The organism is Exiguobacterium sp. BRG2 (genome assembly GCF_031844245.1).
Taxonomy (GTDB): Bacteria; Bacillota; Bacilli; order Exiguobacteriales; family Exiguobacteriaceae; genus Exiguobacterium_A.
This window is the reverse complement of sequence record NZ_JAUZUW010000004.1, coordinates 17,603-43,780: the sequence shown is the minus strand read 5'-3', so window position 1 is coordinate 43,780 and position 26,178 is coordinate 17,603. Positions and strand designations below refer to the sequence as shown.

Annotated in this window: 21 protein-coding genes and 2 riboswitches; of the genes, 11 read left to right on the top strand and 10 right to left on the bottom strand. The window is 48.5% G+C overall.

Features of this window, described 5'->3' with window-relative positions; translation table 11 throughout:
* Nucleotides 1–40: 40 nt before the first annotated feature.
* Both Q9R23_RS06885 and Q9R23_RS06880 read right to left on the bottom strand, forming a co-directional pair.
* Nucleotides 41–661, bottom strand: a complete 621-nt coding sequence (locus Q9R23_RS06885; protein WP_290756666.1) for a hypothetical protein — start codon at nt 659–661, stop codon at nt 41–43.
* A complete protein-coding gene (locus Q9R23_RS06880; protein ID WP_290756669.1) occupies nt 658–1,347 on the bottom strand; it encodes a hypothetical protein in 690 nt (229 codons plus the stop codon). Before Q9R23_RS06880 ends, Q9R23_RS06885 begins: the two co-directional genes overlap by 4 nt.
* A gap of 133 nt (nt 1,348–1,480) precedes the next feature.
* Here Q9R23_RS06880 and Q9R23_RS06875 point away from each other — a divergent pair, with 133 nt between their 5' ends.
* Both Q9R23_RS06875 and Q9R23_RS06870 read left to right on the top strand, forming a co-directional pair.
* Nucleotides 1,481–2,554, top strand: a complete 1,074-nt coding sequence (locus Q9R23_RS06875) for a glycerate kinase (RefSeq protein ID WP_290756672.1) — start codon at nt 1,481–1,483, stop codon at nt 2,552–2,554.
* 63 nt (nt 2,555–2,617) lie between these two features.
* Entirely contained in the window at nt 2,618–3,187 is a 570-nt protein-coding gene (locus tag Q9R23_RS06870) for a hypothetical protein (RefSeq protein WP_290784492.1), read from the top strand.
* Between the two features lie 46 nt (nt 3,188–3,233).
* Here the strand turns inward: Q9R23_RS06870 and Q9R23_RS06865 are convergent, their stop codons facing one another.
* On the bottom strand, nt 3,234–3,713 hold the full coding sequence (locus Q9R23_RS06865; RefSeq protein WP_290756679.1) for a glutathione peroxidase: 480 nt from the start codon (nt 3,711–3,713) through the stop codon (nt 3,234–3,236).
* A 170-nt stretch (nt 3,714–3,883) separates the two neighbouring features.
* Here Q9R23_RS06865 and Q9R23_RS06860 point away from each other — a divergent pair, with 170 nt between their 5' ends.
* The 5 genes from Q9R23_RS06860 to Q9R23_RS06840 all read left to right on the top strand — a co-directional run bounded on the left by Q9R23_RS06860 (nt 3,884) and on the right by Q9R23_RS06840 (nt 10,146).
* Nucleotides 3,884–4,078, top strand: a complete 195-nt coding sequence (locus tag Q9R23_RS06860; RefSeq protein ID WP_023469379.1) for a hypothetical protein — start codon at nt 3,884–3,886, stop codon at nt 4,076–4,078.
* 240 nt (nt 4,079–4,318) lie between these two features.
* Nucleotides 4,319–4,472: riboswitch (cyclic di-AMP (ydaO/yuaA leader) on the top strand.
* A 325-nt stretch (nt 4,473–4,797) separates the two neighbouring features.
* Complete coding sequence (kdpA, locus tag Q9R23_RS06855) at nt 4,798–6,438, top strand: potassium-transporting ATPase subunit KdpA (RefSeq protein WP_290756681.1); 1,641 nt, start codon at nt 4,798–4,800, stop codon at nt 6,436–6,438.
* A gap of 17 nt (nt 6,439–6,455) precedes the next feature.
* On the top strand, nt 6,456–8,525 hold the full coding sequence (kdpB, locus tag Q9R23_RS06850; RefSeq protein ID WP_396136360.1) for a potassium-transporting ATPase subunit KdpB: 2,070 nt from the start codon (nt 6,456–6,458) through the stop codon (nt 8,523–8,525).
* A gap of 14 nt (nt 8,526–8,539) precedes the next feature.
* Nucleotides 8,540–9,061, top strand: coding sequence for a K(+)-transporting ATPase subunit C (gene kdpC / locus Q9R23_RS06845; RefSeq protein ID WP_290784486.1), 522 nt, complete (start codon nt 8,540–8,542; stop codon nt 9,059–9,061).
* Nucleotides 9,058–10,146 (top strand): universal stress protein, encoded by a 1,089-nt coding sequence (locus Q9R23_RS06840; protein WP_311246653.1) that lies wholly within the window; start codon nt 9,058–9,060, stop codon nt 10,144–10,146. The genes kdpC and Q9R23_RS06840 overlap by 4 nt, the downstream gene beginning before the upstream one ends.
* A gap of 330 nt (nt 10,147–10,476) precedes the next feature.
* On the opposite strand, the gene Q9R23_RS06835 is transcribed toward Q9R23_RS06840, so the two are convergent.
* Together Q9R23_RS06835 and Q9R23_RS06830 are read right to left on the bottom strand one after the other, a co-directional pair.
* Nucleotides 10,477–14,064, bottom strand: coding sequence for an SH3 domain-containing protein (locus tag Q9R23_RS06835; protein WP_311246652.1), 3,588 nt, complete (start codon nt 14,062–14,064; stop codon nt 10,477–10,479).
* A gap of 200 nt (nt 14,065–14,264) precedes the next feature.
* Complete coding sequence (locus tag Q9R23_RS06830) at nt 14,265–16,295, bottom strand: thioredoxin domain-containing protein (protein WP_311246651.1); 2,031 nt, start codon at nt 16,293–16,295, stop codon at nt 14,265–14,267.
* A 600-nt stretch (nt 16,296–16,895) separates the two neighbouring features.
* On the opposite strand from Q9R23_RS06830, the gene Q9R23_RS06825 reads away from it, so the two are divergent.
* Together Q9R23_RS06825 and Q9R23_RS06820 are read left to right on the top strand one after the other, a co-directional pair.
* On the top strand, nt 16,896–17,075 hold the full coding sequence (locus tag Q9R23_RS06825) for a DUF2188 domain-containing protein (RefSeq protein ID WP_311246650.1): 180 nt from the start codon (nt 16,896–16,898) through the stop codon (nt 17,073–17,075).
* Between the two features lie 128 nt (nt 17,076–17,203).
* Nucleotides 17,204–19,954 (top strand): FN3 associated domain-containing protein, encoded by a 2,751-nt coding sequence (locus Q9R23_RS06820; RefSeq protein ID WP_311246649.1) that lies wholly within the window; start codon nt 17,204–17,206, stop codon nt 19,952–19,954.
* A gap of 17 nt (nt 19,955–19,971) precedes the next feature.
* Here the strand turns inward: Q9R23_RS06820 and Q9R23_RS06815 are convergent, their stop codons facing one another.
* On the bottom strand, nt 19,972–20,328 hold the full coding sequence (locus Q9R23_RS06815) for a hypothetical protein (RefSeq protein ID WP_035410328.1): 357 nt from the start codon (nt 20,326–20,328) through the stop codon (nt 19,972–19,974).
* 350 nt (nt 20,329–20,678) lie between these two features.
* On the opposite strand from Q9R23_RS06815, the gene Q9R23_RS06810 reads away from it, so the two are divergent.
* The gene (locus Q9R23_RS06810) at nt 20,679–21,557 is read left to right on the top strand and encodes a CAP domain-containing protein (protein ID WP_214852329.1); all 879 of its coding nucleotides are present in this window, start codon (nt 20,679–20,681) and stop codon (nt 21,555–21,557) included.
* A gap of 87 nt (nt 21,558–21,644) precedes the next feature.
* On the top strand, nt 21,645–22,142 hold the full coding sequence (locus tag Q9R23_RS06805) for a GNAT family N-acetyltransferase (RefSeq protein WP_290756702.1): 498 nt from the start codon (nt 21,645–21,647) through the stop codon (nt 22,140–22,142).
* 55 nt (nt 22,143–22,197) lie between these two features.
* Here the strand turns inward: Q9R23_RS06805 and Q9R23_RS06800 are convergent, their stop codons facing one another.
* From Q9R23_RS06800 to Q9R23_RS06785, 4 genes are all read right to left on the bottom strand, one after another.
* A complete protein-coding gene (locus Q9R23_RS06800; RefSeq protein ID WP_311246648.1) occupies nt 22,198–23,013 on the bottom strand; it encodes a MetQ/NlpA family ABC transporter substrate-binding protein in 816 nt (271 codons plus the stop codon).
* A gap of 27 nt (nt 23,014–23,040) precedes the next feature.
* Nucleotides 23,041–23,706: a methionine ABC transporter permease gene (locus tag Q9R23_RS06795; protein WP_035410311.1), complete on the bottom strand. Its 666-nt coding sequence runs from the start codon at nt 23,704–23,706 to the stop codon at nt 23,041–23,043.
* Complete coding sequence (locus Q9R23_RS06790; RefSeq protein ID WP_035410309.1) at nt 23,696–24,709, bottom strand: methionine ABC transporter ATP-binding protein; 1,014 nt, start codon at nt 24,707–24,709, stop codon at nt 23,696–23,698. Before Q9R23_RS06790 ends, Q9R23_RS06795 begins: the two co-directional genes overlap by 11 nt.
* 83 nt (nt 24,710–24,792) lie before the next feature.
* Nucleotides 24,793–24,897, bottom strand: a riboswitch (SAM riboswitch).
* A gap of 62 nt (nt 24,898–24,959) precedes the next feature.
* On the bottom strand, nt 24,960–26,147 hold the full coding sequence (locus tag Q9R23_RS06785) for an aminotransferase class I/II-fold pyridoxal phosphate-dependent enzyme (protein ID WP_311246647.1): 1,188 nt from the start codon (nt 26,145–26,147) through the stop codon (nt 24,960–24,962).
* Nucleotides 26,148–26,178 lie beyond the last annotated feature (31 nt).

Sequence of the window (26,178 nt, the reverse complement as noted above, 5' to 3'; positions counted from 1 at the left end):
TCACTCGGGAATCGTCTCAAGTAAAGCGGCGTTTTACTGGTTATTTATCTGACAGTTGTTTAAGTTGATAGATTCGCTTACCGCCTGGTCCTTCGAACGTCACGCGGAGCGTCGAACGGACGAAACGGTAGCTGACTTGTCCTCCGGATAAACTGACACGAGCGGAGAAATCGGGTTCGAAACGGACGATCTCTTCATCGTTTCGGAGCGCGTCCGGGAGACCGAACTGATCAAAGCGAAGCGTCGCGATGAACGTATCTTGCTCGTCAAAAGAGACATGGATGCGTCCGGTTCCGTCGAACGGCTCATCTTCAAGTGTGCTTCGTTCGACTTCGTATGTTCCTTCAAACTGTTTGACTTGTTGCAACGTCTCTCTTGCACTGAAGGCAATGGCTTCTGCTCGTTTTCGGACAGGATGATCCGTTGCGAGTTGAAGACGTTCGATCGCCTCCGCCGTTTTTAAGACGTCACGCAGTTGATAACCGGCAAGCTGTCGCTCAAGCTGAACCATCAGCCGAGCAGCCGGTTCGTCAATGTCTTGTTTCGATTGTTCGACAGCGCGGGTGTAGGTCTGTTGCTCGAGTTGTTCTTGAATCTTGGATGTTTCGGGCGAACACGCCATCAGGAGACAAAGGGGCAGACAGAGGAGCACTCGTTTCATGAGATCACCTCCGTTCGATTGACATCAATGATTTGCAGATGATCCGTATGCACTTTCAAACGATAATGGACACGGTAGGTCACAGGCTCTGAACCGTTTGCTGTCGCGATTTGGTACGTTTCCTGTGTACGCAAGTGATATGTGGTACCTTTTGACGTGAATTTTTGGAATGTCACGGCAAGAACACTTGGAGCGACAGGAGCATCAACGGCATTCGTCAACTGCTCGAGATGGTCGAACTCGGATTCGAACACCTTCAAGGTCGTAAACTGGATGGCGGAAAACGTTTCGATGGAATCGTATTTCTTTGAATACGTCGCAAGCTCTGGAATCGTCCGAGTGTATTGGCGGACGAAACGAAGGACATCATAGGACGTTGGAGGACGGTCTTTCGAATACGTTTGATTGTACGCTGTTTGGTCATCGGACCATTCCGAAAGCGCGAGTGCTTCGACACTAGGCGTTTGACCGGCTTCAGGGGAAACGGGATCTTGTAGCGAATACCACAGGAAACCGGCTCCTCCGACGAGAAAAAGCAAAAGACAGGTGCTGATGAGCCAAGTCCGTGAAGAAGACGGAACAGGTGGTTCAGCTGGTTGTTCTTTTTTGATAACAGGATGTTGGCAATGCGAACAAGTCGTATCGAATTGACGAAGTGGTGTTCCACATAACGAACAGCGTTCCATGAAATAAGACCTCCTGTGTATGTAAAATGAAATGTCAGATAAGGTAATGGTAATTTGAAATTAGTATCATCGTAACATTAATTGGAAACGCAATCAAAACTTGATATGAGATTTTTGAAGGGGGAACTTACAGATGGCACGTCACTTGATTTTAATGGATGCGTTCAAAGGTAGTATTTCTTCGAAGGAGGCAGCAGAAGCCGTCGCCTCCGGGGTTCGAGCGTATGATCCGACAGCGATCATCGATTCCTCACCTGTCGCGGACGGTGGGGAAGGAACGCTTGAAGTCTACCTCGCGCTTGGATATGAGGAAAAGACGGCCGTGACGATTGATCTAGCAGGTCGTCCGTGTGAAGTACAGTATGCCGTAAAAGATTCAGACGCCGTCATCGAAGTCGCGCGTATTTGTGGACTGTCGATGCGTCAAAGCGGAGATGATCCTGTTCGAGTGAATACGCGTGGCGTCGGACGTTTGATGGAACAGTTACGCGATCAAGGAATAACACGTATCCGACTGGCGTTAGGGGGAACAGGTACGACGGATGGGGGACTTGGATTACTCGCGGAAGTCGGTTGTCGTCTTCAAGATGCCTCGGGTAAGCCGATTTTGTTCCATACGAATCCGTTACTTGAGACGCAGACCATTCATTGTTCAACGTATCCGGTTCAGCTGGAAGCCCTCGTAGATGTGACAGCTCCCTATCATGGTCTAGATGGTCCAGCTTATCTGTTTGGTCCACAAAAAGGACTACTATCGGATGCCATCACAAATCTCGATCAACGACTCGAACAGATCGGAAAGTTACTTGGATTAGACAGCGTCAAAGGAGCGGGGGCAGCCGGCGGACTCGGTGGAGCTGTGTATGCGCTTGGTGGACGGATCGTTCCGGGCGCATCGACGATCCTGCAACACCTTCGTGTAGCAAAGCGGATGCAACAAGCGGATTATGTCTGGACAGGGGAAGGACGGGTCGACCGTCAAAGCCAAATCGGTAAATTGCCAGGTGAGGTCACGCGGATGGCGAGAACAGCTGGCGTCCCTTGTCTGATCCTTGCAGGAATCGTCGAAGAAAACATCCCGCAGGCACTTGATTGTCGATCGATTCATGTCGATCAGAAGATCACCCTCGATCCGGAACAGACGAAAACGCGCCTACAGGAGCAAACACGTAAGTGGCTCGAGGAACTTTCGCTGAAACAGGGATGAAGTCGGAAAAGTTTGGGTAAATAACTGTATATTGCCATACTTTTAGAGAAAGTAGGTCATCCTATGATCAATCAATCGATCCAATTATCGTTTCGCCAAGTTCGAGCGCTTGTCGAACATACTTTGCTGTTATTTAAAGAGCTCGATCAACAATTAGCGAATCGTGGATACGAACCGGTCCTACCGGATGTCGTCCAAACGGAACATGGTTTGAGCATCCATCAGACGAAAGAGAGTGCGGAGTCACTCGTTCCACATTTCCTAACGCGGACGTATGTCCGACAACAAGAAAAAACGAATCAACATGGATTATTGATCTCTGTTCAATATACGCATCCTCTCCATGAACGATTCGATCCCGTCGTCCTCGTCGGCGATGTGACGTTCAAGCAGGTGAAGCATGCCCACAAAATCTTGAGTGAGAAACCGTGGCTCCTGAAGTATGCTGCCTTTGAATCGACGATTGCGCAAGAGTTCGTTGCCGATGGTACACGATACACGACGCAACCGATTGAAGAAATCGAAGAGCTGATCGTCTGGGGGCATCCGTTCACGGAAATGCGCGATATCGATGATGTCAAACGATTGGCGGAAGAAATGATCAGTCGTCACCTTGAGCCGGGGACAACATAAAAATAAGCTTCCGTTCCTTCAAGGGAGAAGGAGGGAAGCTTATTTTTTAGACTTGAACGAGCAATCGTTCGATCGCTGCCGTCAAATCCGTTGGATTCGTTTTTGGAGAGAACCGCGTCACTTCTCCATCACGAGTCACGAGGAATTTCGTGAAATTCCACTCGATGTCTGTTATACCGTCCGTCGTTGGTGCTTGTGCTTTCAGTTCTTCGAATAAAGGATGTGCTTGTTCACCGTTGACATCGATTTTTGAGAAGACGGGGAACGTCACGCCGTAGTTGACTTGGCAGAACGACTGAATCTCCTCGTCCGTTCCCGGGTCTTGGTTCGCGAACTGATTACATGGGAAACCAAGTACGGTCAATCCTTGCGAACGATAGTCTTGATGCAATTGCTCGAGTCCTTCGAACTGTGGCGTCAAGCCGCATTTGCTGGCTGTATTGACGATCAGCCATGCTTGAGCTGGGTAGTCACTTAAGGATGCCGACGTTCCGTCGACGCGTTGAAATGAATGATCTTGTAACATATCAATTCCCCCTTTTTAAGTACTTCTCTAGTGTAACAAATCCGTTTTCTCGTCGTCTGCTATCGTTACTTGCGAGATGACAGAAACATCACAATCGGGTGTCAGCGACGTTTTTTCGACGAATTTTTGTTACGATTACAAGGAATATGGAAGGAAAGGAGAGATGCCACATGAGAAAAATGTTGAAACAATCGCGGTTCGTCATGATCGCGACGCTTTGTCTCGTCCTCGTCGGAAGTTGTATTACCTTATTGACGCTTGGATTCGAACGCGATATTGTGATTCTTGTTTCTGGAGTGGTTGCCCTATGGGTGACGATGCTAGCTCCTTTGACGGTCCATGCCAAAATGAATCAGCAATCATAATTCTGATTTGCTTATGAAACCGCAGAGCGATTCGATCTAAAAAGGAGCTCCTCCATTTTAGATGAAAGAATCGATTTCTGCGGTTTTTTTTCTTCTATAGCATAGAGTTAAAAAACACTATTTTTCGAAAGTAAGTCATTAAAAAATCAGACTATTTTTTTTCATTTTTTCTATTTACAACCTTAAAAAAACGGAGTAATATCCATCTCATCAACGAACACTAACATGTTAATGCTTCGATCTCAAAGTACGCCGAATTCATGATTGAAGCGGGGGACCCAATCGTCACGACACGTGACACGGGGTGAATCCTTTCCGAACGGGAAAGGTAGGGCGAAATCCTAGGTATGCCCGAATCCGACAGCTAACCTCGCAGGCGTTTTTAGGAGGGAACGACTCTTTTTCAGTATGCCAAGTTATAAAGGCGATGCTGGGGCCGTTTTTCGCCTCACATCGTCTTTTTGTCGTGCTTAATTGTAAAAATATTGAATAATATGGGGGTAATTTCATAATGGGAGAACTATGGAGTATCGTACTGCTCGTCTTCTTCTTCGGTACGACGTTCGGAATGATTCGACTGATCGAACGTGTCCAGTGGAAAGCGGGTGACCGGAAATGACGTGGTTTTTACTAACGACGGGTTGTCTCGTCTTTTTGTATCTCGGTTATTGTCTGATGTATCCAGAAAAATTCTAATCGCATAGGGAGAAAAGAAAAACATGTGGACTCAATTCCTAATCCAATTTTGGATCCTACTCGTCATTGCACTTTGTGCAGCGGTCTTGCTCGGTCGCTACATCGGGATGTACTTCGCACCGATCGCAGAGCGTCGGGTCGATACAATCGGTAAGGTCGAACGACGCCTTCTATCGTTACTTGGTGTCGATGAAAAGAAACAAGATCAATCCTGGGTCGGCTATTCAAAAAGTCTATTAGTCGTCAATCTACTGTTTTTCATCGGTGGGTATTTGTTGCTTCGCTTTCAAGGAAGTCTACCGCTCAATCCGAACGGCGCCGCTAATCTTGACTGGTCGACAGCGCTTCATACGACGATCAGCTTCATGACGAACACCGATCAACAGCATTATTCGGGTGAAGCGTTATCGTATCTCTCACAAACGTTCGTCCTCGGAACGATGTTATTCGTCGCACCGACGATGGCATTCACGGTCTGTATCGCTGTCATCCGTGGTCTTGCGAATAAACCGCTCGGTAACTTTTATGCCGACTTCGTTCGCTTCATCACACGTATCCTGCTTCCGATCTCATTCTTCTTCGGGATGTTGATGATTTTACTCGGCGTACCACAGACGTTTGGTGGCGCAATCAGCGTCACGACGCTTGAAGGGGCGAAGCAGTTGATTTACCGTGGACCGGTCGCCGCGTTTGAAGTCATCAAACAGCTTGGTAACAACGGCGGTGGTTCCTTCGGAGCAAACGGTGCCCATCCGTTTGAGAATCCGAATCAGTTCGTTAACTTCATCCAGATGTTCTTGATGTTATTGATTCCAATGTCACTTCCTGTCGCGTATGGAAAAATCATCGGTTCTGCGAAACAGGGGCGGCTTTTCCTTGGTGTCATGACGATTTTATTTATCATGATGACGTTCGGCATGGCAGGTAGCCTATTTGCGAACCCGACTGCACACGGTCAGGAATTACGCTTCGGTCAAGTCGGTACAGCGCTCTATAGCTCGATTACGACAGCAGCTGAAACCGGTGCGGTCAATGCGATGCATGACTCACTCCATCCGCTTGCTGGATTGATTCAGCTCGGAAACATGATGCTCAACGTCGTGTACGGCGGTGCCGGAGCTGGATTCTTGAATGTCTTGCTTTATGCTTTCGTCGCAGTTTTCCTGACAGGTCTCTTGATCGGTCGGACACCAACGTTCCTCGGTAAGAAAATCGAGACGTTCGAAGTGAAGATGATCGCGATCGCACTTCTTGTGCCACCATTCTTGATTCTCGTCGGAACGGCAATCTCCATGTACGTCGCACCAGGCGTCGCTGGCATCTCGAATCCAGGCTATCACGGGCTATCACAAGTCTTGTACGAATTCACGTCAGCGACAGCCAATAATGGTTCCGGATTCGAAGGGCTCGGGGACGCGAATGTCTACTGGAACGTCTCGACATCGTTTGCGTTATTTTTCGGACGTTACATCCCATTGATTTTAATGCTTGCGATCGTTGGTTCGCTGAAAGCGAAGCCATCCGTGCCGCAAGATGAGTTTTCATTCAAAACAGACACACCACTCTTCGGAACAGTCTTCCTCGGTACGGTCGTACTCGTCGGTGCATTGACATTCTTGCCAGTGCTCGTACTTGGACCGGTCGCGGACTGGCTGACGATGTGAACAGGAGATAAAAGCATATGATGGAACGTATCATGCATCCGACGTCCGACGAACACCAACCGAATGGGCAGCCGGATCAGCAATCCAAATCAGCAATCAATGGCTCGATTGTCCGCCAGGCGACAATCGACGCCTTTAAAAAAATGAATCCCGTCAACATGATCAAACAACCAATCATGTTCGTCGTCTGGATCGGTTGTTTGCTCGCAATCGGCTATACGATCTTCATTGATCAGATGCGTGGTTTTAACTTGACGGTCAGCATCATCCTCTTCTTGACGGTCTTGTTCGCGAACTTCGCAGAATCAATCGCCGAAGGACGCGGGAAAGCACAAGCAGACTCGCTAAAAGCATCGAAAGCGGACGTCATGGCTCGTAAACGTGTCGGACAATTGATTGAGAGCGTCTCGTCCGCGACACTCCGGAAAGGCGACATCGTCTTCGTCCGGGCCGGTGAATATGTACCAGGTGACGGTGAGATCATCAAAGGTCTTGCTTCAATTGATGAATCGGCGATCACAGGGGAATCGGCACCAGTCATCAAGGAAGCGGGGGGTGATTTCTCGTCGGTCATCGGTGGAACACTCGTCGTTAGTGATGAGATTGAAGTCCGGATCACGAGTAATCCAGGGGAATCGTTCCTCGATCAGATGATTGCGCTTGTCGAAGGCGCAAGCCGTCAAAAGACACCGAACGAGCTCGCTTTATCAACACTGTTGACGAGCTTGACATTGATTTTCTTACTCGTCGTCATGACGTTACCCGTCTTTACGAACTATCTTGGATTCAATCTTTCTGGTCCAATCTTGATCGCTTTGCTCGTCTGTTTGATTCCGACGACGATCGGTGGTTTGCTGTCCGCGATCGGCATCGCCGGGATGGACCGTGTCACCCGTTTTAACGTCATCGCGATGAGCGGGAAGGCGGTCGAAGCAGCAGGGGATATCCAAACAATCATCTTAGATAAAACGGGAACGATCACGTTCGGAAACCGGATGGCGTCAGAGATCACGCCGGTCGGTGGACGCTCTGTCGAGCAAGCATTCGAAGGGGCGATCATCGCTTCTTTAGCCGATGAGACACCGGAAGGACGTTCTGTCCTAGAACTCGCAGAACTACGAGACATGCCAGTCGAACGCGAGTGGTTAGATGGAGCAGAAATCATTCCGTTCCGTGCGGAAACACGGATGTCAGGTCTGGATTTGACGGATGGTCGTCGTGTACGGAAAGGGGCGGGTCAAGCAATTCAAGAATGGGTGACAGAACAAGGCGGAACGATTCCGAATGATTTGCAAGAAACGATCGATTCAGTCTCACGCTTAGGTGGAACCCCACTTGTCGTTGCGATAGATGCGACGATTCTTGGAGTCATTTACTTGAAAGACACCGTCAAACCAGGAATGCGGGAACGGTTTGATCGGTTGCGTGAGATGGGGATCAAAACGATCATGTGTACCGGCGACAACCCGTTGACGGCAGCAACGATCGCTCGCGAAGCAGGCGTTGATGACTTCGTCGCCGAATGTAAACCGGAAGATAAAATCCGTGTCATCCAGCAAGAACAAGCAGCCGGTCACCTCGTCGCGATGACAGGAGACGGTACGAATGATGCACCAGCGCTCGCGCAAGCGGACGTGGGTCTAGCGATGAACAGTGGGACACAAGCCGCGAAAGAAGCAGCGAACATGATCGATCTTGATTCGAACCCAACGAAGATCATCGAAGTCGTCGAAATCGGGAAGCAGCTCTTGATGACACGGGGAGCGTTGACGACATTCTCGATTGCCAACGATGTTGCAAAATATTTTGCGATCATCCCGGCGATGTTCATGGTCGCGATTCCACAAATGGAAGTACTCAACATCATGCGACTCGATTCCCCGACGACAGCAATTTTGTCGGCCCTAATCTTCAACGCGATCATCATTCCGATGCTGATCCCGCTCGCGATGAAAGGTGTCTCGTATAAACCGATGACAGCCGATCAATTGCTCGGGCGTAACTTACTCATCTACGGTCTTGGCGGTGTCATCGTACCGTTCATTGGGATTAAAATCATCGATGTCTTGCTTGCAAGCATCCTTTAAGGAGAAAACGAATCATGAAACAAGCCATTCGTGTGACGATCTTCATCACAGCATTATGCGGGATCGTCTTTCCCGCCTTGCTGACGCTGTTCGGTCAGATTCTCGTGCCGGATAAAGCAGCCGGCTCACTCGTACAGGAAAACGGAAAATTCATTGGATCGGAATTGATCGCGCAACCGTTCACGTCGAAACAGTATTTTCACGGACGCCCCTCAGCGGTCGATCAATTAGCGGGGTCATCTGCTGGGGATAACCTAGCAGCATCGAACCCGGAGCTTGGTACGAAGATAGCGGCATTGCAGAAACAGAACCGAGAGGACGGCGCTTCGCTTCCGGACGATGCCCTCGTGACATCCGGTTCTGGTTTCGATCCGCACATCTCAGTCGCTTATGCTTTGGATCAAGCGAAGCGTATCGCAACCGCACGCGACCTATCGCGTGACGAGGTACGCAAGCTAATCACGAAAGAAGCCGGGACGCATGATTACGTCAATGTCCTCCTTTTGAACCTGGCACTTGATCGGAGCAAATCATGACACGGGGAAAGCTGAAGCTTTATATCGGCTCAGCTCCTGGTGTCGGAAAGACGTATAAGATGCTTGCCGATGCACGAACCTTGACGCTTGAAGGCAAGGATGTCGTCATCGGTCTGATCGAGACGCACGGTCGAAAAGAGACGGCGGAGATGGTCGGACAGCTCGAACAAGTCCCGTTACTTGAAGTCGTCTATAAAGAGAAAGTGTTTCCTGAGGTGAACGTGGACGCGATCATTGCCCGTCACCCGGATATTGTCTTGATCGATGAACTGGCGCATACGAATGCTCCCGGATCAGAACGGAAAAAACGCTATCAAGATGTCGCGGCACTCCTTGACGCCGGGATCAACGTTTACTCGGCCGTCAACATCCAGCACTTCGAAAGCTTACTCTTTAAAGTCAAAGAAGTGACGGGTGTCGAGGTCCGGGAGCGAATCCCGGATCCATTTCTCGGAGAGGCCGATGAGATCTTACTCGTCGACGTGACGCCGCAAACGTTACGGGAGAGACTCGAGCAAGGGAAAATCTACAAGAAAGAAAAGATTGAACAGAGTCTGAATTCGTTCTTCTCGCTTCAGAATCTCGCTAGCTTACGGGAGTTATCGTTACGACAAGTCGCGGACGAAGTCGACGATCAAGTCTATCAATCACGTTTGTTGATTGAAAAAGACCCAGCGACATTACAAGAACGGATTCTCGTCTGCATCCAGCTTAATGATAACGCGCGAAAGTTGATCTATCGCGGATTTCGCATGGCAAGTCGATTAAAGGCGGAACTGTATGTTCTGACGATTTTACCGACAGCGGAAAATCAATTGAATGCGAAACAGAAGGAAGTGCTTGCGATGGTGCGGGAGAGTGGTGCCTTGTTCGGAGCAAAAGTGCTGATCCGGATTCAAGGCGAACGTTCGATTGCTCAAGCGATTACCGCCGCTGCCAAACATCATCGCATCACGCAAATCGTTCTCGGTCAATCCGCGCGGACCCGCTGGCAGGAAATCCGACGTGGATCGATCATTAATGAAATCATGCGTCATGTCCGCGGCATCGATATCCAAATCGTCGCCGATGACTTAGAACGCTAGGGGAGCCCTTCCGCGTAAATGCAGGGGTTTTCTTCACAAGATCATCAGTCTATCGTTTCATAAGACGAACGAGTCAGTTGGTCATCCTCCCTTTCCGCAGGCGGGAGGTAAGCTGCGACATCCTCGCATTTCATACCGTCTACCGGGTCTTACCTATCCCTGTCGAAAGCGTCGAGCGCGCTTTCTTTTCCTGCAGGAGTTGAGGATGATCCTGCTCGTTCGCTACTAATGAAAAAGGAAAGACCGTTCCGGTGGGATCACCAGAACGGTCTTTCCTTTTTTGATGTTGGAACACATTCATTGATTTAAAGACGTTGGTTCATCGTCTCCTTAACGAGCGAAGACTGGAATATCAAAGACAGCTGTGTAGCTATCCATCTGTTGATAGAGTGAATAGATCCGAGACGTTTGCTTAACGGCCCATCCCATGTCTGTTGCGTATTGATGGCTACCAGGACGCATCGGACTCCAACGCATCTTGTAGAGCGTGTTTTGTCCGTATTCATTATGGATGTACTTCGTGCTGATGAATTCAGCACCACCGACGATTGCCGCTTCTGGTGTGAACCAGCCCATTTTATAGGCATAAGCAGCGCCGGTGTTGATCGCATCATAATCATACGCACCGATTCCATACATGTTATAGACTTTACGTCCATTCCATGTCACACCCATTGCCAGTTTTGATTGACCATTACCTGTCTCAAGTAAAGCGTGTGAGATCAAGTAAGCTTCGTTGACGCTGTATTTTTGACCAGCATCGATGAACGCTTGTCCACAACTACCGTTGCTACACTTGTTGAAGATCCCGAGTCCTTTCGTTACGTTCGCTAACATCTTATCAAGTGTCGCAGCCGATGCTCCTGTCGTTTTCGAGAGATCGAGGAACTGATAGAACGCCGAAGAGTTGCGGTCGACTTTCAGTGGATCGGCAACATCACGGACGTCCGTTTCGAGGGCATTCAACCATTGGATCGTTGAGTAACCACTTGTCGCACTCGTGTAGACACGTGGCTTTGTCGTATAGAAGCCACTGACTGATTGATAGACGCGAATCATTCGACCGGGTTGGAACTGACCGTAGACGTGACTCGCCGTCGAAGCACCAGAGCGGATGTTAAGTGGTGTCGTCGCTGTGACAGTCGCAATGGTTCCATTGACTGGATCAAGTGCGCCGCCGAGACGGACGTAACCCGTACTGACATACATCAATTTATCTTTATAGATATCCGTTTGTGGTGGTGGGTTCAGTTTCATCTGGGCGCTGATGAAGGTATCGAACGTATACGGTGTCGCGACAGAATTATAGACGTTTAATTTCGAAGAAGTCGTCACGAACGCCCCCTTATACGCGTACCCACTTTTTCCATCATACGAAATCTTATACCAATCACCGATTTGACCGGAGACAGTAACGACGAGGTTTTTCGGAATCGTCTTGATGACATTATAGGAGCTACCAACGTAAGACCGTAAGGCAGCGTCTGATGTTGCCCGTACATACATTTTGTCCTTTGATTCATATTTGATCGATGACGTATTTTGTCCGGTACGGATATAACCCGTTTTCCCGTCGATCGTTACTTTATGCCACGACGTGTTCGTGTACGACGTGATCAAAGCAGAAGTGTAATAGACATTTCCGAACGCGAGTGTCGTGACATTCGATGCTTGATCGTCCGGTGCTTGTTTGACGACGAGCGATTCATTCGCCAAGAAGCGTGCACCTGTGATCTTTTTCGTTTCGGTATACGGTGTCAGTGTTGATTTTAAGACATAGCCATTTTTCCCAGCGTAGCTGATCTTTAACCACTGATCGAGACTGCCTGTTACTTGAACGACGGCTGCTTTTGGCAGCTTCGTCACTGTCGCATAAGCGGAACCGGCATCCGATTGGAGTGTCGTATCCGTCGTTGCTTGATAGCGGTGATTATTAACGCTCTCATAGGTGACCGGTGAACCTTGATTGATTTGAACGTAGCCGGTCTTCCCATCGACTGTCAGGCGATGCCATTGCTCGGAATGACCATTCGTGACGACTTGATTCGTCGTGTAGACGTCTCCAGAAGAAAGGCGAACGACGGTTTCTGCTGTCGCATGGTGCGATGCTTTCACTTCGACGGTACGTTCAAGGCGATAATAAGAAGAAGGAATCGATTGCGTCATGACTTTTTCCTTGGCGTAACGTGAAGCGATATAACCCGTCTTCCCGCTGTACGTCACGCGATACCAGTCATCGATCATTCCAGTGACGGTAATGCTTGTACCAGAAGGAATCGTTTTAACGGTCGCGTAAGTGTTTCCGGCATACGAGCGAAGTGGAGTCGAAGCCGTCGTCTGCATGACGATCCGGTCCGATTGGTACTGCACACTCTTGCCTTGGTTGACTGGGATGTAGCCCGTCTTTCCATCTTTGCTTACACGATGCCATTGCTGTCCGTTTGACGTGACGAGCTGTGTCGTGTAATAGATGTCACCGCTCTGCAGTGTTGCAAGTGTCGATGCTTGTGCGTCGGGTGAAGATTTGATGGAAACTGCTTTTTCAAGCTCAAAGCGTGCACCTGCAATTTTCTGCTTCGTTGCAAGTGTCGTAAACGTGTTTGATGCGGCATATCCCGTTTTACCGTTATAACTGACCCGGTACCAATTCCCGATTCGTCCAGAAATTTTGATGACGGTATTGCTCGGGATCGTTTGCACTGTTGCATACGATGGACCCGCATAGGAACGAATCGCCGTCGATGCCGTCGTTTTTAAAGAGAGCTTTGATTCAGTTTCGTACGTAATCGGTGTTACTTGATTGGCTGGTACGAATCCGATTTTGCCTTCCTTCGATACTTGATGCCATGTTTCGCCGAGCGGATTCGTCACACGTGTTTTCGTATAATAGACGTTTCCGGCACTCAGTGTCGCAAGTGTTTTTGCATTCGCGGCAGGTGTCGTTTTGATGACGAGTGGTGATGTCAACAAGAAGCGTGAAGACGGAAGCTTTGTTTTTTCTGTGTACTCTGCCAACGTAGCGGATAAGACATACCCTGTCTTTCCGGCATATGTGACTTGATGATAAATTGCCGTCTTAGCATTCGAAGTGACGACCGTACCTTTTGGTAGACTCGCTAGACTTTGTTTTGCCTCGGCTTGACTGTAAAGTGGTGTCACACTTTTCGTCTGATACCGTGTTTGTGGAATCAGTGTCACATTTTGCTTTTCAGAAGAGGCGAACGCATCTTGATGCATGTAGCCTGTCTCCCCGTCGTACTGGATACTGACCCATTTTTCGATCCGGCCGACGACTTTGACGTCTTTTCCAGATGGAATGGTCTGAACTTTGGGATAACCTGTTCCGGCGTACTGACGCAAGATGAAAGCATCGATCGTTTTTAACGTCGTGTTCGTCACCTTTTTATACGCGACCGCTTTTGCGCCAGCAACGACATAGCCTGTCTTGCCGTCATATTTGACGCGGTACCATGTCTCGCCATATGGATTCGTCACACGTTGTGACGTGTAGTACACATCCTCTTCGTTCAACGTGCCGATCGTCGTTGCAGTATCCACTGCTGTCTTTTTGATCGGTGTCTTTTTGAGGACAAGGTAGCGCTGTCCTGAAACGGATTGTTTCTTTTCGTACAGCGTGAGGTATTTCGACGCAACATATCCCGTTTTTCCAGCATATGTGACCCTTCTGAACGAGCCAGAAGCATACGTGGATGAAACGACAGTTCCGGTCTTGATCGTCAACAAGCGTTTCCGAGAAGATGCCGTCTTATCGTACAGATAACTATCGGTAGACAGACGATAGGTCGTCGCTTTCGTCGTTGCTGCTTCAGCCATCGGGAGAGATGTCAATACGATGCTGAAAACGATGAGAAAGCTTGCGAACACCTTCAAGGTCTTCGAGAATGATGTCGTGTTCAAAGTATCTTTCCTCCTAGTAGATATTCGTCTGGATGGACGGAATCGGCTTCTAGGATGTCTAAGTCTAAGTTGTTAAATCTATTGCCTGTCCTTACTATCGACAATATCGGATTTTTATGAATAAGATGTTGGATATTTTTGAAAAAAGGGGACTGGTTTTTTGAAAAACCCTCCTGTTTTTTAAACAAGAGGGAATATGGTCAGATATTGAGACGTGCGAGGATTTCTGTTAAATTCGTCGTCGGGCGTTCACAAGCAAAATCATGACAGAGGTAAGCCATTGGCTCGTCTGGTTCTGGATAATCCGCGAGGAGTGGGACGTGCGGAAGAAGATCGCGCTTCGTACCGATCAACAAAGCAACTTCCGGTAAGCGTAACTGTTGCAGTTGCTTGATTTCGAGCGGGATGTCTACTTCTTCCGGAAGCAAGATAATCAATTCCTTCGGTTCCATCTGCCGGTAGGTGAAGGTACTGACAAGTGAGGCGAATCCGGTCGGTTGTTGCTCGACTTCCTCTATTAAGGTTGCGAGAGCCCGTTCAGCACTCTCTTGATAAACGAGACGACCAGTAAGACGACTGAGCGTGAAAAGGGCGTTCAAGGCAACGCTATTTCCGGCAGGTGTGACGCCATCATACAGATCGAGTGGACGAACAAGTAGTTTGTCGGAGCGTGACGACGTCAGATAAAAATAACCATCTACTGTCTGGAATTGATCCTGCAGCACATCTGCGAAAGCTAAAGCTTCCTTTAGATGGAGAGCATGGTGTGTAGACTGGAATAGTTCAAGATGTGCATCAATCATGTACGCATAGTCATCGAGGAAACCGTGACCGGTCACTTGGCCATCGCGGTAATGGACAGCAAGGTGCTGTTCGGTACGAACGAATCGTTCGAGTGACGTCATGGCACGCGTTGCGACATGCGTATAATGCGGTTCGCCAAACACACGACCGGCTTTAGCGAACGTCGAGATCATCATCGCATTCCACGATGTCAACCGTTTATCATCACGGAACGGTCGCATGCGTTCATTTCGCGCACGAAGAAGAATTTGGCGCTCGTGTTCGAGTTGCGACGCTGTTTCAGCAAGCGACAAGTGAATAAAACGTGCGAATGCCTCGAGTGTTCGTCCTGTCCGGTAAAAGACGTTCCGTCCCTCAAAGTTTCCCGATGATGAAGCATGATAGAAGCGGGGGAACAGCGCGTTTGGTCCGAGTAAATCGGTCAGCTCACGCTCCGTGAACGTATAAAAATGTCCTTCGCCCCCTTCGCTATCTGCATCCAGTGCAGCATAAAAGGTGCCGTCCGGTGCGGTCAGCTCCTGTTCTACAAACGTCAGCACTTCTTCTGCATAGCGACGGAAGCGAATTTGACCCGATGCTTGATACGTTTCGATGCATACTGTCGCAAACCAGGCATTGTCATAGAGCATCTTCTCGAAATGAGGAATTTCCCACTTGGCATCGACCGTGTAGCGGAATAGACCGTAGCCGACTTGATCCGTCATCCCGCCGTCACGCATCGCGATCAGCGATCGCATGACCATATGAAGTGCCGTCTCGTCTTCCGCGAACTGATAATAATCGAGCAAGAAACGGAGCAGGGCAGGCGACGGGAACTTCGGTGCCTCTCCGAATCCGCCATGTTGACGATCAAATCGTCGCATCGCTTGATCGAAAGTGTCATGAATGATCGATTCATTCCAAGTACGGGTAGACGTCGCAGGCTGCAATACGTCGCGAAGCGTCTGCGACATATTCTGACCGACTTGTGCGATTTTCTCTGGTGAACGGCGGAATTGTTCGCTGAGCTGGAGTGTCACTTGACGAAAACTCGGACGATTGAACTGAGGCGTTTTTGGAAAATACGTGCCGATATAAAATGGTTGTTGATCCGCTGTCATGAAGACGCTCAGCGGCCAGCCGCCTTGTCCATTCATGACTTGAGCAGCCGTCATGTACAAATGATCGATGTCGGGACGTTCTTCTCGGTCGACTTTGATCGAGATATAGCGTTCATTTAAGAGTCGTGCCGTTTCTTCATCTTCGAAACTTTCGCGAGACAGCACATGGCACCAGTGGCACGTCGAATACCCGATCGATAAAAAGATTGGCTTACCAGTCTCGCGTGCGGCAGTGAAGGCATCCTCACCCCAGGGATACCAATCGACAGGGTGGTGGGCATGTTGCAATAGATAGGGACTCGTTTCATGGATAAGTCGATTCGACATGATGGATTTCCCTCGTTTCTTCTATAGTAATGAGTCCTCTTCACGATACTCGGCTTTTGTAGCAGGTGCAACTCTGATTCCAAGACGAGGGAAAACGATTTCCCAAAAGAAAGATTGACTTTATAAAAGAAAGTATGATAAATTAATATAAGTCATGAATCGGGGATGATCACTCATGTGAGAATCTTCAATCCATATCATACAATTAAATCGACAGGTCAGGATTTTTAGACCGCTACTGACAAATGAGTCAGACATAAGTCATCGCTTTTATTTTGTCCTTCTTCATACTACGGGAAGAAGTCGACCCAGCAAGATAAACCTTCCAATCGATACTTTTCCGCTCATTCCCGAGCTATTTCTAAAAATCCCAGTATCATGCGTCCGTTGCAGACGCATCACGATTCTTGCTAAAATGCTTGATTCAGCTGGCGCGGCCAAGGAGCCGTAACAACGAAAGAGAGGTAGGGCTTTCGTCGTTTCAGGTGTTTTGATCACCTGTAATCCTCGATTCTCATGACAACCAAAAACAACGACACGCTGATGAGGCGTTTTTTTTATGCCTTTTTTCGGGTAAAGCGGAAAGAAGGGGGTGACGACATGCCATGGAATGAGAACAACTATCCGGATTCATTCAAGAACTTTGATCCACCGCTTCGAAAAAAAGCGATTGAGATCGCGAACACTTTGTTAGAAGAAGGGTATGAAGAGGGACGCGCTATTCCGATTGCGACATCACAAGCTGAAAAATGGTACGAAAGTCACAAAAACGAACAATAAAATATTGTAATCGGTACCATTTCTTTCTTTTACGAAGGATGGTATCTTTTTTACGAAAAATATACACTCTTTTGAATATAATCTGATATTATAAAGAAGTGTCAGAAAATTCAATAGGGGGTCACATCATGAAATACGGCAGTACGTTTGGAAAGTGGGCATTGGCCGGAGTATTGACTGCAGGAATCCTTCCACAAGCGGGTCTTGTCGGGGCAGAAGGCGAAGGCGTCATCTTGTCTGAATACATAGAAGGAACAAGTAACAACAAGGCAATCGAGCTATACAATGGATCGGGGCAAATCATTGATTTAGCAGACTATACACTCGTTCAATACACGAACGGTGGACCATCTGAGTCCAAAATCACATTATCGGGGAAAGTAGATCCAGGTAAAACATTCGTTATCGCGAATGCAAGTGCGAATGCAGACATCAAAGCAAAAGCGCAAATGACGACGGGTTCGTTGAACTTCAACGGAAATGATCCAGTTGCATTAAAAAAGGGCGACGTCGTTCTTGATATCATCGGACCGATCGGTTCATCAGTTGATTTCGCAAAAGACACGACACTTGTTCGGAAATCAGGTGTTACATCAGGTGTTAAGACGTATGAACCATCACAGTGGACGAGCTTTCCTGTCGATACACTGACGAATCTCGGTAGCCATCAGACGGAAGGCGGCGATATTCTCGTTGCACCAACGGCTACTCCAGTTGGTGAGGTCGAGCGTGGGGACCAAGTGACACTGTCAGGTGAAGGAACGATTCATTATACAGTTGATGGTACGACACCGACTGTTGACAGTCCGGTTTACACATCACCGATTACGATCAATGACGAAGTGACGATTCAAGCGGTTGCTGTCAAGGATGGGAAAACGTCAGCTGTCTCGACATTCAAGTACTACATCGCACCACCAATCACTAAAATCAGCAGTATCCAAGGCGTCGCGCACACATCACCATACGCAGATCAACTCGTCCGGACGACGGGCGTCGTCACGTATGTCGTTGATGCGAACAACTTCTATATGCAGGATCCAAATCCGGATAACGACAGCCGGACATCAGAAGGTATTCTCGTCTACGCGAAAAACCACGGTGCTGCCGTTGGACAAAAGGTCGCGACGACAGGTTACGTCAAGGAATGGATCCTTGGCGGATACAGCGATAAATTCGATACGGATCTAGCCGTTACGGAAATCAGTACGGTCAATCTCGTAAAGGGTGCGCTCAACGAAGGGTTACCAGCGAGTATCGTCCTTGGTGATAAAGGCGTCTTGATTCCGACTCAAGTCGTCGATAACGATTCCTTCGCTCAGTTTGACCCGGAAGAAGATGCGATCGATTTATACGAAAGCTTAGAAGGCATGCGTGTTGCTTTACCGAACGCGATCGTCACAGGACCACAAGCGAACCGGACGATCCCAGTTCGTACACAAACAGACGCAAATAAGGTCTATACGAAACGTGGCACACCGATTCTGACGAAGGACAACGTCAATCCGGAGCGCTTGTTCGTCGAGATGGGAAGTTCATCGTATCGTGCGAAAGCCGGAGACACATTCGATGGAACGATTGAGGGTGTCATGAGCTACAACTATTCGGCTTACAAAGTACTCGCAAAAGCAGCAGACCTTCCGAAACTCGTTACGAGCGAAGTGGAACGTCAACCGACGAACATCGAAACGGGTGAATCACGCCTGACTGTCGCTTCATACAATGTCGAGAACTTCGCGTCGACAGCGGATGCTGGAAAAGTTGATCGTGTCTCGGAAGGCATCGCGACATTCCTGAAGACACCAGACATCGTTGGTTTGACAGAGATGCAGGATAACGACGGCGCAACGGATAGCGGCACAGTCGACGCTTCGAAATCATTTGAGACATTGATCGCAGCGATTGAAGCAAAAACAGGTGTCCGGTATGCGTATACGGACATCGCACCAGAAGATAAAAAGGACGGCGGGCAACCAGGCGGAAACATCCGTGTCGGGTTCCTCTACAATCCAGCACGTGTATCACTCGCACCAGGAGAAAAAGGTGGAGCGACGGAAGCCGTGGCAGTTGAAAATGGCAAGCTGACGAAAAACCCGGGTCGCATTCAGCCGACGGATCCGAACTTCGCGAGTTCGCGGAAACCGCTCGTCGCGGAATTCCTCTTCAATGGTGATTCATATCATGTCATCGTCAACCACTTCAACTCAAAAGGTGGCGATGGAGCTGACTTCGGTAAAAACCAACCGGTCGTTCGTAAGAGTGAGGTCCAGCGTCATGCGATTGCGAACATCGTCCAAAACTTCGTCTCTGAATTGAAGACGGAAGTCAAAGATTCGAATGTCGTCGTTCTTGGTGACCTCAACGACTTCCAGTTCTCAGAAACGTTAGACATCCTGAAAGGGAAAAATCTCTGGAATACAGTCGATGATCTTCCGAAATCTGAGCGTTACTCATACGTCTACAACGGAAATGCGCAAGTGCTCGACCATATCTTAATTTCGAATAACTTGAAGTCGTATACATCGTCAGATATCGTCAACATCAACTCGGATTACATGGAAGCAGACGGTAGCGCGAGTGACCACGATCCAGCGATCATCTCGATTCAAGGTGCACAAACGGCAGTACCGGTCAAAGGAAAAGCAGAAATCGGCATCTGGCGTGCTGTTCAAAAAGGGAAGCATATCTTCATTGAACGTAAATTGGGTCGCAACTGGGATAAAGCCAGTGAAACACACGCCGATCAACAAGGTGAATTGCTCGCACTTCGCGTGTCTCAAGGGCGTCCATATATTCAAGTGAAGACAATCAAAGGCAAAACGATCTGGCTTGAATTGTCGAACAAATACAAACTAGCTGAAACAACGAAATACCAATAAAATCAAAAAAAGCGGACTTAACGGTCCGCTTTTTTGCGTGCTGGGATAAAGAGTAAAAGAAGTGAGAGTGTACTGATCGAGAGTGTGGAAATTAAGGCAACGGGTAACGGGATGGCACGGAACATATACGTGAAGTGAATGATGATCAATAATAGAATGATAGCGAGACCAGGAATGAATTGTTTTGAGAGCAACATACCGGAACCTGGAACGAGTATTTCAAATCCAAGTCGTTGATTGAGACGAACATCTTCGTGGGCATTGGCTAAGCTAAAGGATACAGTCAAGGCGACAAGGATCATCCAGCCGGAGAATAAGTATTGTTGAATGGGTAAAAAGGCAATGGATTCATAAATGAAATACAGTAAAACCATAGGTCAGCTCCTTCATATCATTATGTTATTTGGAAAAGCATTGAAAGTTTGGCTTACGAATTTTAATGATACCGAGTCAAGATTAGGAGAGCAACCAAAATTCGCTGAGAATGAAATAAAAGAATGTTCACACATTTTAAGAAAAGGGGAATATACTTTAGTCTCTGTACTAAATGTTTTCAAGAATCGTTTAAAAGAAAGCATTTCACTAAAGGAAGAGCGTTCTCATGAAATGTGTCAGGTTTGTGGACGGAAGATGTGATTTAGACAAATGAGAGCCGATGACTGTTCGGGGGGAACAATTTCTTTTAAAATAAAGGTAATGAGATTAAAGGAGGCGAAACGACGACATGAAAAAATGGTTGATCATCGGAGTAGCAGCGGTAGCCTTTTTCGGCTACGAAAACATTCCAATGGAACAGGCAGAAGCCGATTACCCGAAAAGTGGCGGCAAGCTGATTGATCGATATAGCAGTGAGTATCCCGGATATGACTGGGAAGTCAGACGGACTTCAACGGAAGAATTCGTCGCCTTAACGAAGGATGGTAAGGACTACGGCAAATATCGTTTCAAAAACGGTGTGACGACACAAGGTGCAGTATTGAATAAGGATACGGAATCCTCCTTGAAGAAAAAGGGGTGGTCCGCAGTGAAGTCCTATCGTAAAGGCAACACAAACTACATGTTGAATCTGGACCATGCCGCCGTTTATGAGAAGAAAGGCAACTATGTGACGTACTTTTTCGATCAACATGACGGCAATAAAGTCAAAGCGACACTTGCGATTCCGAAAGACGTCGAAGCGAAGAAAAAAGGCTTCTACGGTACATCGTCAAATGCGCTACGGACGACGGATGAGAAACTGATGCTTCGCTTGATGAACTGGGAACGCGCTGATTATAAGTTGAATCCGTTAGCACCGTACACAGCATTGAAGCCGGTCACCCGTGGTCACAGCGAAAACATGGCGAAACATAATTTCTTCTCGCATACAGATCCACAAGGTCGTGATCCGTTCGACCGGATGAAACGCGGAGGAATCACGTTCAGCTATGCTGGCGAAAACCTCTCGATGGGGTATCCGAACGTCTTTGCGGCGCATTGGGGCCTAATGAATTCACAAGGACACCGAGAAAATATTTTGAAAAAAGAGTACAAACAAGCGGATGTTGGTGTGGCATTTCGTGACAACGCACCGTACTTCACGATTAATTTCCGAACACCCTGAATAGATGAAAAAGAGGACATATCATGCGATATCGTCCTCTTTTTCATGAGATTGTTTGTTCTATACTAAAGGTAGGGGGTGGGGAGTTTGGAAATCCGTCGATTGAATCCAGAAGATGCAGTAATTTATAAAGCGTTACGATTAGAAGCGTTGCAGAATCATCCGGAAGCATTCGGTTCTGATTATGATGCAGAAAAAGATCGGCCGGTCGACCAGTACGCTATGCGTTTTCAAAGTGAACAAGCAGCGACGTTCGGTGCGTTTCATGAAGGAGAGCTCGTCGGTGTCGTCACGATTGTCTGCTCCGATCCGGTCAAGATGCGACATCGAGCGAATTTATTCGCGATGTACGTCACACCACGCGCCCGAAAACAACAGGTCGGACGGCAACTCGTAGAAGAGGCATTACGTACATTAAAGCAGCATCCTGTGATCGAGCAAGTCCATCTCTCGGTCGTCCGGACGAATGAAGCTGCTAAAGCGTTGTATCGATCACTTGGTTTTGAATCATACGCGATCGAACCACGGGCGCTGAAAGTCGATGATACCTATCATGATGAAGAGCTGATGTGGTATCGGTTCTAACACAAAACAACCGGATTTCAAAGAGATTGTCTCTTTGGAATCCGGTTGTTTTTTATCAGTTTGCCCATTCAGGCTTGCTGAAACCTTTGAATGATTTTTCGATGACTGTGTTGAATGCATCGGATTCGACAGCTGTCTTCAGGTCTTTTGCGACTTGTGAGTCTGCATCTTTCGTTTGGACAGCAATGAGGTTCCGGTATTGTTCGTCCATCGTCTCAAGTGCTAACGCATCGAGTAAATCGAATTTCGCAGCCAAAGCGAAGTTCCCTGGAACGGCTGAGATATCGACGCTTTCGACGGCGCGTGGTAGTTGAGCCGCCTCGAGTGGTTTAATGACGAGTTTCTTCGGATTCTTAACGATATCTTTCTCTGAAACAGTCAGTGGATCGACATCTGGCTTCAGTTCGATCCAGCCTTGTTCTGCCAAGAGGTTCAGCGCGCGTGCCTGGTTCGTCGGATCATTCGGCGTCGCGACTTCAGCACCCGTCTTGACGTCGTCAAGTGTCTTCGCCGTCTTACTATATAGTCCCATCGGTGCCGTCGGGACAGTGATGAGTCCTTTAAGGTCGAGCTTCTTTTCTTTAGAGAACGTCTTCAGGTAAATCGAGTGTTGGAATAAGTTAGCATCGATATTGCCGCTACCGAGTGCGATGTTCGGTTGGATATAATCGCTGAATTCGACGATTTCGACTTTATAGCCTTTCTTTTCGAGTTGCGGTTGAATCGCTTGTTTGACCATGTCGCTATAAGGGCCGCTTGTCGCCCCAATCTTGATCGTCTTGTCTTTTTCATCAGCACTGCTGTCTCCGCATCCTGCGAGGATTCCTGCACCAAGTAAGGCTGTCGCTAAAAAGGCATATCGTTTTTTCATGATTCAACTCTCCCTTTATATGTATGATTAGCGCTTGTCTGTTTTTCGCGCCAGTTGATTGCCAAGTGCTTGAATGCTCTGGACGATGACGATGAGGACGACGATCGTCACGATCATGATGAGATTATCATAGCGATAATAGCCGAAGCGGATCGCGAGGTCACCGACACCTCCGCCGCCGACGATCCCAGCCATTGCCGAGAAGCCGATCAAACTGATCGTCGTTAGCGTGATGCCCTGAATGATGCCAGGGAGTGCTTCTGGTAAAAGGATACTGACGATGATCCGTAATGGTTTCGCACCGCACGCTTCCGCTGCTTCGATCAAACCAGGTGGAATCTCACGCAGTGATGTTTCGACGAGTCGTGCGAGAAACGGAATCGCTGCGACACTGAGGCTGACGGATGCTGCTGTCGGACCAATCGTATTATCAAGCAAAAATTTCGTTAATGGAATGAGGGCAACAAGCAAGATGATGAACGGCAAGGACCGGACGATGTTGACGACGAAGTCAAGGACACGTCGGATGGCAATGTTTTGAAAGAATAAACCGCGGTCGGTGACGAACAGGAGAATCCCGAGTGGAATCCCGACGACCAATGCGAAGGCAAGCGAAATGCCAACCATCCACGCCGTCTCACCAAGTGCCTTCAACAACTCTGGTAACATCGTTTGTATACGATCAAGCCACATCCTGAATCACCTCGAGCGTATGAAGTTCCGCCGCAAGCCAGTCGAGAGCAGGTGCGATTTGATCGGAGGATCCCGTCAAGCTGACGATTAGGACACCAAAAGCGACGTCTTGGATGTAATCGACTTTTCCGTGCAGGATGCTGACCGAGATATCGTATCGACGGATGGCTTCCGACAACGTACTTTCACCGGTCTTCTCGCCCGTGAACTGTAGGCGGATGATCTTTCCCGGTGTCGCTTGCAAGATGCGTTCCGGTAGCTCGATCTGGAGTGCCGTGTCGACGTAATGTTGTGTCACCGGATGTTTGGCTTGACTGAACAAATCGTATGTAGAGGCAACTTCGACGACTTCCCCTTGAGACATGACCGCGACACGATGGCAAATCTGTTTGACGACATCGATCTCATGCGTGATGAGGACGATCGTCAATCCGAGTCGTTCATTCAAATCTTTCAACAAATCTAAAATCTGCAGCGTCGTGACCGGATCAAGGGCAGAGGTCGCTTCGTCACATAACAAGACGGTTGGATCATTCGCGAGTGCCCGGGCAATCCCAACGCGCTGTTTCTGTCCGCCGCTCAACTGACTCGGGAAGTTCGTCTCGAATCCTTCGAGTCCGACGAGCGAGACGAGTTCACGGATCCGTTCCGGAAAATCTGCTCGTTTGACGCCGGCAGCCTTCAGTGCAAAAGCAATGTTATCTGCGACATTACGCGACTGGATCAATTGGAAATGCTGAAAGATCATTCCTGTCCGCAAGCGAAGTTGACGCAAATCTGCTTTTGACATCCCGCCGAGCGAGACACCGTCGACCTTTACCGTTCCTTGTGTCGGATGCTCGAGACCGTTGATCAGACGAAGCAACGTACTCTTACCGGCACCGGATTCACCGATGATCCCAAAAATTTCTCCTTTTTGAATCGTCAAATCGACATCTCGTAATGCAAAAATCGGGGTCCGGTCTCGGACGAACCGTTTCGTAATCTGTTTGAATTCAATCATCTGCTCATCTCCTCATACAAAAAAAGTCGCTTTTTCCTAGTAGCAGAGCAACCAGAAAAAGCGACGAAAGTGTAAGATTTCGTAACTTATCTCTCAGAATGAATCCATTCTGTAGGATGTGGCACCGTTCCTGATAGGTGGTTGCCGGACGTCGTTGGGCCTAATCCCTCGGTCGCTCTCGATAAGTAGTTATGCTGTTGGGATTTACTTTAACGGAAATGATTCCCATCTGTCAAATGTTTTTTCAGAATTATTCTGCAACAGGTGTCCGGAACAGGTTGAGCGTTCCGATTCGATCGACGGCTTCTTCTAGACGTTCGACGTCAGCAATCAAGCTGATCCGGACGTAGCCTTCGCCGTATTCGCCGAAGAAGGATCCAGGGGTTACAGCGACGTGTGCTTCGTCAAGCAGGTGATCGGTGAAGCTTTGGGACGTGTAACCTTCAGGAACAGGAAGCCAGACGAAGAAGGAACCGCCCGGACGTGGTCCACTCCAGCCAATCGCATCGAGTTTCGCGAACAACGCATCGCGTCGTGTTTCGTACAGACTACTTAACTCGCGGACACATGTCTGGTCACTCGTCAGAGCGACGGTCGCTGCATGTTGGATCGGTGTGAAGGCACTGACGTAGAGATGTTCCTGATACGTCTCGATGCTTGAGATGACGGACGGATTTCCGATCGCGAAAGCGATTCGGAAGCCAGACATGTTGAAGCGTTTCGAGAGTGAGAACAACTCGATTCCGACCTCCTTCGCCCCTTCCGTCTGCAAGAAGCTTCGTGTGGGACCATCAAAGCTGATGCCACCGTAGGCTAAATCATGGACGACACAAATATCATGGGCATCCGCGAAGGTAACGGTCTGTTCGAAGGCTTCTGCTGTCGCTGTCGCACCTGTCGGATTACTCGGGTAATTGAGGAACAACATCCGGGCGCGCTCGACATCTGTCGTATCAAGTAAATCGTAATCCGGCAGGAAGTTATTTTTCTCAAGCAATGGAAGCGTAATCGGGTAAGCGCCAGCAAGTGCTGCTCCAGACAGGTAATCCGGGTACCCCGGATCCGGGACGATGACACCTTCTCCAGGATTGACGATCGTTTGTGGTAAGGCGACGATTCCGGCTTTACTACCGAGAAGAATTGCGACCTCGGTTGCCGGATCGATCGTGACGCCGAATTCGTTCGCATAAAAGCTCGCGACGGCTTGCTTTAGAAAATCATGTCCACGAAATGGTGGATATTGAAGGTTTGTTGGCTCATCGATCGCCTGTTTCAAGGCGTCGAGAATATGTACGGGCGTCGTTTGATCGGGTGTTCCTTGACCAAGGGTAATGACATCATGCCCGGCAGCTTTCACAGCACCGATCCGGTTCGCAAGTTCAGCGAAAACGGGAGCAGGAAGCCGATCGATGGCGATGGATGGAGCGAAATGTTTCATGGATGTGTGCCTCCTTCGTAGTATTGTCGTC